5 protein-coding genes, 2 tRNA genes and 1 pseudogene are annotated in these 9535 nt (G+C 44.8%); 7 read left to right on the forward strand and 1 reads right to left on the reverse strand.

Annotated features, from left to right (window positions below):
- Positions 1-5 precede the first annotated feature (5 nt).
- The 7 genes and pseudogenes from BVI01S_RS21415 (at position 6) to BVI01S_RS21445 (ending at position 8597) form a co-directional block, all read left to right on the forward strand.
- Positions 6-96, forward strand: a tRNA-Ser gene (locus tag BVI01S_RS21415).
- A gap of 4 nt (positions 97-100) precedes the next feature.
- Positions 101-172: transfer RNA gene (locus BVI01S_RS21420), tRNA-Glu, on the forward strand.
- 484 nt (positions 173-656) lie between these two features.
- Positions 657-2653 (forward strand): annotated as a pseudogene (glgB, locus tag BVI01S_RS21425) (1,4-alpha-glucan branching enzyme).
- Positions 2556-3689, forward strand: coding sequence for a glucose-1-phosphate adenylyltransferase (locus BVI01S_RS21430; RefSeq protein WP_455431279.1), 1134 nt, complete (start codon positions 2556-2558; stop codon positions 3687-3689). Before glgB ends, BVI01S_RS21430 begins: the two are co-directional and overlap by 98 nt.
- 42 nt (positions 3690-3731) lie before the next feature.
- Positions 3732-4760 (forward strand): GlgC family sugar phosphate nucleotidyltransferase, encoded by a 1029-nt coding sequence (locus tag BVI01S_RS21435; protein WP_034765467.1) that lies wholly within the window; start codon positions 3732-3734, stop codon positions 4758-4760.
- Positions 4757-6202, forward strand: coding sequence for a glycogen synthase GlgA (gene glgA, locus BVI01S_RS21440; RefSeq protein WP_034765469.1), 1446 nt, complete (start codon positions 4757-4759; stop codon positions 6200-6202). The genes BVI01S_RS21435 and glgA overlap by 4 nt, the downstream gene beginning before the upstream one ends.
- The gene (locus BVI01S_RS21445; RefSeq protein ID WP_034765472.1) at positions 6192-8597 is read left to right on the forward strand and encodes a glycogen/starch/alpha-glucan phosphorylase; all 2406 of its coding nucleotides are present in this window, start codon (positions 6192-6194) and stop codon (positions 8595-8597) included. The genes glgA and BVI01S_RS21445 overlap by 11 nt, the downstream gene beginning before the upstream one ends.
- Positions 8598-8634: 37 nt before the next feature.
- Here the strand turns inward: BVI01S_RS21445 and BVI01S_RS21450 are convergent, their stop codons facing one another.
- On the reverse strand, positions 8635-9399 hold the full coding sequence (locus tag BVI01S_RS21450; RefSeq protein WP_254652208.1) for a TraR/DksA C4-type zinc finger protein: 765 nt from the start codon (positions 9397-9399) through the stop codon (positions 8635-8637).
- Positions 9400-9535: the final 136 nt, after the last annotated feature.

Genomic DNA, 9535 nt, shown 5'->3' on the forward strand with positions numbered 1-9535 from the left:
TATTTGGAGAAGTACTCAAGTGGCTGAAGAGGCGCCCCTGCTAAGGGTGTAGGTCGGGCAACTGGCGCGAGGGTTCAAATCCCTCCTTCTCCGCCATTAAGGCCCATTGGTCAAGCGGTTAAGACACCGCCCTTTCACGGCGGTAACACGGGTTCGAATCCCGTATGGGTCATTATGAAGAGACTATCATTCTTGATAGTCTTTTTTTTGTTGTACAAATTATTACTTTGCTTGAAATAAAGCTGATATAAGCATGTTTTATATGTAAATGTTTTATCTTGCATCGATGGATATACTCTCGACTTTTTCCCCTTTTATCATCAACTTCCTAACACCCCTTTCCTCCCTTTATTCGACACCGCTGCTTCTTCTTCCAACCAACCAAAATCTTATACAAAATACCGGAATCCTTCTATATTCCCTACATATTTTAGCTTTTTTCATGAAAAAACTTTCGACAAATTCCGCTAAGAATTCAATGTATTTCCCCTATCTTTTTACAATGTAAACCTTACCATTTAGAATAACTTTCCAAATAACACCCTTTTTCATATATGCATGTAGTAAATTGTCGTAATTGAACGACGATTATAAAGAGGATTTTGGTGATGGTGTTAGAAAGTAGTTATGTAGATTGAAAAAATGTAGGTGAGATGATGAACGCAATGACCATAACAGATTACGATGTGTTTTTGTTTCATGAGGGAAATTTGCAGCAGGCCTATCAGTTTATGGGTGCACATGTGAGAAGGGATTCCACTGGGACCTATACAGATTTTTGCGTTTGGGCACCGAAAGCAAGACATGTTTCATTGGTGGGATCCTTTAATCAATGGAATGGGAATGGATATGATTTAAAAAAGCGGAATAGTGAAGGTTTGTGGTCGATTCGAGTCGATCAAGACCTGACCGGAGAAACGTATAAGTATGAGATTACGACTCCCCTGGGGGCAAAGAAGCTGAAGGCGGATCCGTACGGGTTTGCCTCTGAGAAGCGCCCTCATACGGCAAGCGTCGTATATGAGCTGGATGGCTTTCGATGGGAAGATGAGAAGTGGCTCGAGAACCGTTCATCCACTACCATCTACGACAAGCCGATGGCGATTTATGAAGTCCATTTAGGTACGTGGAAGAAGGAAGCAGGAACGTTTCTATCTTATAGGGAATTAGCGCAGCAATTGATTCCCCATGTGAAGGAGCAGGGATTCACCCATATTGAACTGCTGCCTGTCACGGAGCATCCATTTGACCGGTCCTGGGGTTATCAGGGTACGGGGTATTATTCCCCTACCAGTCGCTACGGCTCACCACATGATTTGATGACATTTGTGAATGAATGTCATTTACATAATATTGGCGTGATCCTGGATTGGGTCCCAGGTCATTTTTGTAAGGATGCGCATGGGTTATATGAGTTCGATGGTTCGTTCGCCTATGAGTACAGTGAGGAAAGGGACCGGGAGAATTATACGTGGGGAACGGCGAACTTTGATTTAGGTAAAGGGGAAGTGAGGAGCTTTCTGATTTCAAACGCCCGCTTCTGGATGGATCAGTATCATATCGATGGCTTCAGGATCGATGCGGTGGCGAACATCATTTATTGGGCGAATCAGGGTGAGCTTAACCCGAATGAAGGCGCCATACAGTTTTTGAAAAACTTGAACAAGGCCGTTTTTGAGTTTGATTCTTCGATTCTGATGATTGCAGAGGATTCTACGGACTGGCCACAGGTGACGTCCCCTGTTCACTATGGAGGACTGGGATTTAATTATAAGTGGAATATGGGATGGATGAATGACGTCCTTAAATATATGGAAACCGAACCATCTGAACGTAGGCATGTGCATTCTCTCATCACATTTTCCCTTTTATATGCCTTTTCAGAGAATTATGTTCTTCCCTTCTCCCATGATGAAGTGGTGCATGGGAAGAAGTCGTTATTAAATAAAATGCCCGGGGATTATTGGCAGAAATTCGCTCAATACCGTTTGCTCCTCGGCTTCATGATGGCTCATCCAGGGAAAAAGCTTCTGTTCATGGGAAGTGAACTGGCCCCGTTTTCTGAATGGAAGGACCTTGAGGAGTTAGATTGGCATTTACTGGATTACGAATTTCATCACAAATTCAATTCATATTTTAAAGAGCTTATGCATTTATATAAAGGTGCTGAACCATTATTTCAGATGGATCATCGTTCAGACGGATTCCAGTGGGTTGACGTAAATAATGCAGAGCAGCAGATTTTCTCTTTCATCCGTTATGGGGTAGAGAAGGGAGATCATCTTGTGGTGATCTGCAATTTCAGTCCCCATGTGTATCACCAGTATAAGGTGGGGGTAGATAAGGTTTCTTCGTATGAAGAGATTTGGAATAGTGATGATGGAAGGTTTGGAGGTTCCCATCAGGTGAATCCCAACCCGCTGACCGTGCACAATCAACCGTATCATGGAAGGGATGGGTATGTGGAAATGACGATTCCACCATACGCAGCCGTTTATTTAAGACCAATCGAGTGAAAGGGGAGAAGAGTAATGGCAAAAGGTAGATGTGTGGCCATGTTATTAGCAGGTGGAAAAGGGAGCAGGTTAAGTTCATTGACGAAGAGTCTGGCGAAACCGGCCGTACCATTTGGAGGAAAGTACCGTATCATTGATTTTACCCTGAGCAATTGTACGAACTCAGGCATCGACACAGTCGGTGTTCTTACCCAGTACCAGCCCCTGGTATTGAATTCGTATATCGGGATCGGGAGTGCGTGGGACCTTGACCGCAAAAACGGTGGTGTGACCGTGCTGCCCCCATATGCTGAATCATCGGAGATGCGCTGGTATACGGGGACGGCAAGCGCCATCTATCAAAATATGAATTACCTCGAGCAATATGATCCCGAGTACGTATTGATTCTGTCGGGTGATCACATTTACAAAATGGATTATAGTAAAATGCTTGATTATCATATCGAGAAAAAAGCGGATGTATCGATTTCAGTCATTGAAGTGGGATGGGATGAAGCCAGTCGTTTCGGATTGATGAACACGAATGAGGATATGCGTGTCACCGAGTTTGAAGAAAAACCGCCTTTCCCGAAAAGCAATCTTGCTTCGATGGGCATTTACATCTTCAATTATTCCGTGCTGAAGGATTATTTGGAGATGGATGAACGGAATCCGGACTCAAGCCATGACTTTGGGAAGGATGTCATTCCTCTCCTCCTTGATGAAAAGAAGAAACTGATGGCTTATCCATTTGAAGGTTATTGGAAGGATGTCGGTACGGTCAAGAGCCTTTGGGAAGCCAATATGGATCTGATAGATGAACAGAATGAACTGAATCTGTTCGATCATGATTGGAGAGTGTATTCAGTTAATCCGAATGAGCCTCCTCAATATATTTCAGAAGAAGCCCTTGTAGAGGGATCTCTTGTAAATGAAGGGTGTACGATTGAAGGAACGATTCAAAAGTCCGTCCTCTTCCAGGGAACAACGGTGAAAAAGGGAGCGCATGTCAGCCGTTCAGTCATCATGCCGGACGCTGTCGTTGAAGAAAACGTCTATATCGAGCAGGCGATCGTGCCGTCGAATGTAAGAGTTCCAAAAGGCTTATGCATCATGCCGGAAGAGGGATCCGACGAAGTGATCCTCGTGACGGAATCATTCATTGAAGCACTGCTGGAGCAGGAAAGAGTGTAAGGTTCAAGACCATCTTAACAACATTAGAGGAGGAGAAGTGTTTTGAAAAATACGATGCTTGGTGTTATTGATGCGACGAGTTACTACGATTCCCTGGAGGATTTATTATTGCATCGCTCATTGGCGGCCCTTCCGATTGCCGGGAGATACCGGTTGATTGACTTTGTCCTTTCCAATATGGTGAATTCCGATATCGGCAGCGTTGCGATCTTTCCAAAGTTTCAATACAGATCCCTGATGGATCATCTTGGATCAGGGAAGAACTGGGATCTGAACCGGAAGCGGGATGGCTTGTTTTTCTTCCCTGCTCCTGGACTGGAAGCGAATGAAGAGGGTGTCGGGTCCTTTAATCACTTTGCCCATCATATGGACTACTTCAGACGCAGTACCCAGGAGTACGCCCTGATCAGCAATTGCTTCACGTTATGTAACATCGATTATCAACCCGTACTGGAACGTCATATCCGTATCGGTTGTGATATAACCGAAATGCGTCACAACGGCAGCTCCTTGGATATGTACTTAGTCAAAACGTCTACATTGATTGAATTGGTAGAGAACAGGCGTGAAACGGGCTATACATGTATGCAGGATGTAGTAGACGACATGGATAGCGGATTCAAGGTGTGCGGCTATGAGCATGCAGGATTTGTTCAAACGATTGATTCCATTGAAGAATACTATGATGCGAGCATGAAGCTTATGAACCTATCCTATTGGAAAGAGCTGTTCAAGAAAGATATGCCCATTTATACGAAAGTGAAGGATGAGCCGCCGACACGCTATACATCGGCTGCAAGCGTGAAAAACAGCATCATCGCCAATGGATGCTTCATTGAAGGCCAAGTGAAGAATTCTACTATGTTCAGAGCGGTGAAGGTCGGCAAGGATACCACAATTTCTAACAGCATCATTATGCAGAAGAGCCAAATTGGGGATAACTGTGTACTGGAGAATGTGATTCTGGATAAAGATGTGAGGATAGAAGATGGTGTCAAGCTTATGGGGGAAGCAAACAATCCAATCGTCATTCGCAAAGGGATGATTCAAGGAGCGCTGATGAATTCGTGAAAGTGTTATTTGTAGTATCTGAGTGTGTCCCATTTATTAAGTCCGGGGGCTTGGCCGACGTTGCCGGTGCTCTGCCCAAGGAGTTAAGAAGTTTAGGCACGGATGTCAGGGTGATTCTGCCTAAATACGGCGGGATTCCTCAAGCATTCCGTTCAAAAATGAAACGGAAGAAAGAATTTTTTGTGTCGGTAGGCTGGAGAAATCAGTATTGTGGAATTGAAGAGTACAGTGAAAATGGCGTGACCTATTATTTTGTGGATAATGAATATTACTTTAACCGGGAGCGATTATACGGATACTTTGACGATGGGGAAAGATTCTCCTATTTTACAAGGGCTGTGTTGGAAAGCATCGCTGTTCTTGATTTCTATCCTGATGTGATTCATTGTCACGATTGGCATACGGGCATGGTTCCGTTCTTACTCAGAAGCGAGTATCAGGAGAGACCGGGCTATTCATTCATCCGCAGCGTATTCACGATCCATAATCTTCAATTCCAAGGAATCTACCCTAAAGAAGTGATGACGGACTTACTGGCTATCCCAGAGAAGTATTTTCATCCTGAATACCTCGAATTTTATGGGAATATCAATTTCATGAAAGGCGCACTCATTTCTTCGGATTTCGTCACTACGGTGAGTCCTACGTATAAAGAAGAAATCCTCACGCCTTACTACGGGGAAAAGCTTCATAATATACTCGGTCAGCGGTATAACCAATTATTGGGGATCCTTAATGGGATTGATGATGAAGTGTATAATCCTGATGACGGGGAGTTTCCTTTCTTCAGCGGGAATCTTCAAGGAAAGAAGCAGGCGAAGCAACATCTGCAAAAAAGCCTCGGACTTCGTGAGGACGAAGGAATCCCACTGGTGTCCATCATTTCGAGACTGACGAACCAAAAGGGTCTTGAACTCATCAGGGGCGTCTTTCATGAGATGATCCAGGAAAATGTCCAGTTTGTCCTGTTGGGGACAGGAGATTGGGAGTTTGAACAGTTCTTCAGGGAAATGGAGTGGACGTATCCTGATAAGGTCAGAGTACAGATCGGCTTCAATGAAGAATTGGCGAAACAGATCTATTCTGCCAGTGATCTGTTCCTGATGCCTTCCAAGTTCGAGCCTTGCGGGCTGGGACAGTTGATCGCCATGAGATACGGAGCCCTGCCACTTGTAAGGGAGACAGGCGGACTGAACGATACCGTTGAATCCTACAATGAGGAGACGAAGAGCGGAAACGGCTTCTCATTCAAAAACTTTAATGCTCACGATATGCTTTACACCTATCGAAGAGCCCTGGCGTATTTCCACGAAGATCCGGAAACATGGAATCATATTGTACGTAATGCAATGAATAAGGATTATAGTTGGGCCCAATCGGCCTTTAAGTATAATCAACTATACGCTGACCTGGTATCAAGGAGTGAAAGCCATGTTTTCTGATCCGATTGAATTCAAAGAATTGTTTCTGAAGAAGCTTGAAATGATGTATGGAAAGACGTTTCCTGAGTCCACCAGTCAGGATCAATTTTTCACATTGGGCCATTTAATACGGGAATATATTTCGATGAACTGGATCCATACGAATGAGCAGTACCGTTTCAATAAACAAAAGCAGGTGTATTATCTATCCATCGAATTCCTGCTGGGGCGTCTGCTCCGGCAAAATCTGACGAATCTGGGGATTTACGAAATTGTGGATAAAGGGCTTCTGGATCTTGGAATCGACCTTGCGGAGATGGAAGAGGTAGAGCACGATGCAGGACTGGGAAATGGCGGTCTCGGTCGTTTAGCCGCCTGCTTTCTGGATTCCCTGGCTTCCCTCAATTTACCCGGTCATGGATATGGTATCCGTTATAAGCATGGATTGTTTGAACAAAAAATTGTGAACGGATTTCAGATGGAGCTTCCGGAACAGTGGCTTCGTCATGGGCATGTGTGGGAGGTCCGCAAATCCGACCTTACCGTTGAAGTGCCTTTCTGGGGGAAGGTGGAGTCCTACACAGAAAAGGATGTCCTAAGGTTTCGACATGTAGATGCAGAAATCGTCGCGGCGGTTCCGTATGATATGCCCGTAGTGGGGTTCGAAACGTCGACGGTCAATACGCTCCGATTATGGAGTGCCGAGCCTGCTGCTTATAAAGCGGGAAAAGATATGATGAAATACAAGCGGGATACAGAAGCCATCACGGAATTTTTATATCCAGACGATACCCATGAGGAAGGGAAGATCCTGCGCTTGAAGCAGCAATACTTCCTGGTGTCAGCAAGTATCCGCTCCATTCTGGATTCGTACCTTTACCGAAATGGCGATCTGAAGGAACTGCATGAGAATATTTCAATCCATATCAATGATACCCATCCGGTTCTTGCCATCCCGGAATTGATGAGGGTCCTTCTGGATGAATACTCCTTTGAATGGGAAGAAGCATGGGAAATCACGACGAATACATTCGCCTATACAAACCATACGACGCTGTCAGAAGCACTGGAAAGATGGCCGCTCCGTATATTCCAGCCCCTCCTGCCCCGCATCCACATGATCGTGAATGAAATAAATGAACGATTCTGCAGGGAATTATGGAAAGAGTATCCCGGTGAGTGGAAGAGGATAGAGGACATGGCGATCATCTCTCATGATGAAGTCAAAATGGCCCATCTTGCCATTGTAGGAAGCTTCAGTGTGAACGGTGTGGCAAAGATTCACACAGAAATCCTGAAGCAGCGGGAAATGAACTTATTTTATCAATATTATCCTGGAAAATTTAATAGTAAGACCAATGGGATCACTCATAGAAGGTGGCTCCTGAATAGCAATCCAGCCCTTTCGAACCTGATTACCTCTTCGATCGGGGATGAGTGGATCAAAGACCCTTCCAAACTGGTGAAGCTGAAGGAGTATCATCATGATACGGCATTCCTGAAAGACCTGTATGATGTGAAGCAGGGAAATAAACAAAAGCTTGCCGGGTTGATATATGAAAGCAATGGTATCATTGTCGATCCGTCTTCCATATTCGATATCCAGGTGAAGCGGCTTCATGCGTACAAACGTCAGTTAATGAATGTCCTGCACATCCTTCACCTGTACAATCGCTGTGTCGAAGATCCGGGATTTGATTTTCATCCACGGACATTCATTTTCGGGGCAAAGGCGTCCCCGGGTTACTATTATGCCAAAAAAATCATTAAGTTGATCCACTCTGTAGCCGATCTCGTAAATGATCACCCACTTGTAAAAGGGCGCATTAAAGTCGTGTTCCTTGAAAATTACCGGGTGTCCCTTGCAGAAGAGATCATCCCGGCAGCTGACTTGTCCGAGCAGATCTCAACGGCCAGTAAGGAAGCGTCCGGTACGGGGAATATGAAGTTCATGATGAACGGTGCTTTGACCCTGGGAACACTGGATGGAGCAAATATCGAGATCCTGGAACAAGTCGGGAATGATAACATCTTCATATTCGGCTTGACCGCTGAGGAAGTGATGAAGTACCAGCATCATGGCGGCTATTATGCAATGGAGTATTTCCACTATGATACAAGGATCAAAAAGGTGTTGAATCAATTGATCGATGATACCCTGCCGGATGCAGGTGATCACTTCGAAACGATTTATGACTCGTTACTGACTGAGAATGATCAATTCTTTGTCCTGAGGGATTTCGATTCCTACGTAAGGGTTCATGAACAGGCCGGAAAGGCGTATGAAAACAAAGAGCACTGGTCAAGGATGTGCCTGCAGAACATTGCCAATTCGGGCTATTTCTCCAGTGACCGGACAATCGAACAATATGCCAAGGACATATGGGGCATTGCACAGGGGAGTTTAATGAAATAGAAAAAACGCTTGGGAATCGGATCCCAAGCGTTTTTTTCTATTTTTTCTTCTTGTCTGAAACGTAGCTGTCTCCATCTTTATAGGGGATGTCACCCAGAGGGGACTCCATATCATTTTCATCGAGCATATCCTCATACTCTTCATGTGTCTTCGACGGATAGGCTTTACGGTTCGATCCTTCCATGTCGGTCCCGACGAATGATTCAAAATCCTCGGTGAACCCCTCCGATGTGTCCTCATCCTGATACAGGTCTGAGTAATCCTCGTGATCCCCTTCAAAGTCGGATGGGGTTTCCGATGTCCCGAAACGGCCGACTTCCTGGAAGCTGTCCTGATCGTCGCGCACATTCCCATCGGTTTCATGTCTGAATTCATTATCGACTGGCGGCTGAAGCACATCTTCTTCCACCGGCCTATCCTGCGGTGTCGACTTCTCCGGGGTATGGTCCTTACAATAAAGGGTGGTCGGAATGACTTCGAGACGCTCGTAAGGGATATCCTGTCCACATTCTTTACATTCTCCGTACGTACCGGCTTCAATCGCGTGCAGGGCCTGTTGGATTTTATCCAGTTCAAGCTTCGCATGATCATCAATGGCAAAATCCTTCTCCCGTTCATATAACTCTGTACCCATATCGGCCGGATGGTTATCGTAAAGGGAAAGTTCTCCTGAGTTATCGCGTTCGTTTGTATGGTGAAGATTATCTAAATCCTGATGTAAATGTTCTTTTAACTGCTTTTCCTGTTGAACCAATTCTTGTTTTAATGACTGTTTTTGGCTGTCTGTTAGCAATTTCTTCACATCCTTCATTATGTTCGCTTAAATCTTGTCCTAACCATACTTTATCCGAAAGTGGGAAGGTTAAAACATAAAAGGTTTTTTTCATAAACATGAGGCTGATCAATTAGCCAGTGCTAGTTGCTTTCCGCTCCAGGTG

Origin of the sequence: Rossellomorea vietnamensis NBRC 101237, from assembly GCF_001591825.1 — a bacterium.
Classification (GTDB): domain Bacteria; phylum Bacillota; class Bacilli; order Bacillales; family Bacillaceae_B; genus Rossellomorea; species Rossellomorea vietnamensis.

Coding starts and splice junctions, on each gene's coding strand:
- BVI01S_RS21430 (WP_455431279.1), top strand. CDS start 2,556: ATGTTATTAGCAGGTGGAAAAGGGAGCAGGTTAAGTTCATTGACGAAG.
- BVI01S_RS21445 (WP_034765472.1), top strand. CDS start 6,192: ATGTTTTCTGATCCGATTGAATTCAAAGAATTGTTTCTGAAGAAGCTT.